Raw genomic sequence first — 259 nt, 5'->3', positions numbered from 1 at the left:
TACTGAACTACTTCGTAATGCACCATCTTATCTCTCCCCTTAACGCCGGGTGTCGCCTATGGCACCTCCGCAGGCAGTGCTGGCTACTGGTTTTTACAGTTGCTCGATAGAGTCACGCCCTCACAGTGGGCAGCAATAGGTGTGCTGGGTAGCCTGGTATTGGGCCTGCTGACTTACCTGATAAACCTTTATTTCAAGATTAAATAAGATATACGCAAGTCTGATAGAATTTAATAATGCCACCATCATTACGAAAAGC

1 protein-coding gene is annotated in these 259 nt (G+C 46.3%); it reads left to right on the top strand.

Going from position 1 to position 259, the window contains the following annotated elements:
• The first annotated feature begins 24 nt into the window (after positions 1-24).
• Positions 25-207, top strand: a complete 183-nt coding sequence (locus FN960_RS21940; protein ID WP_143850836.1) for a phage holin — start codon at positions 25-27, stop codon at positions 205-207.
• Positions 208-259 lie beyond the last annotated feature (52 nt).

This window comes from Alkalicoccobacillus porphyridii (assembly GCF_007293315.1).
Taxonomy (GTDB): Bacteria; Bacillota; Bacilli; order Bacillales; family Bacillaceae_D; genus Alkalicoccobacillus; species Alkalicoccobacillus porphyridii.
The sequence above is the reverse complement of the archived record's forward strand: the minus strand, read 5'-3'. Positions and strand labels throughout refer to the sequence as shown.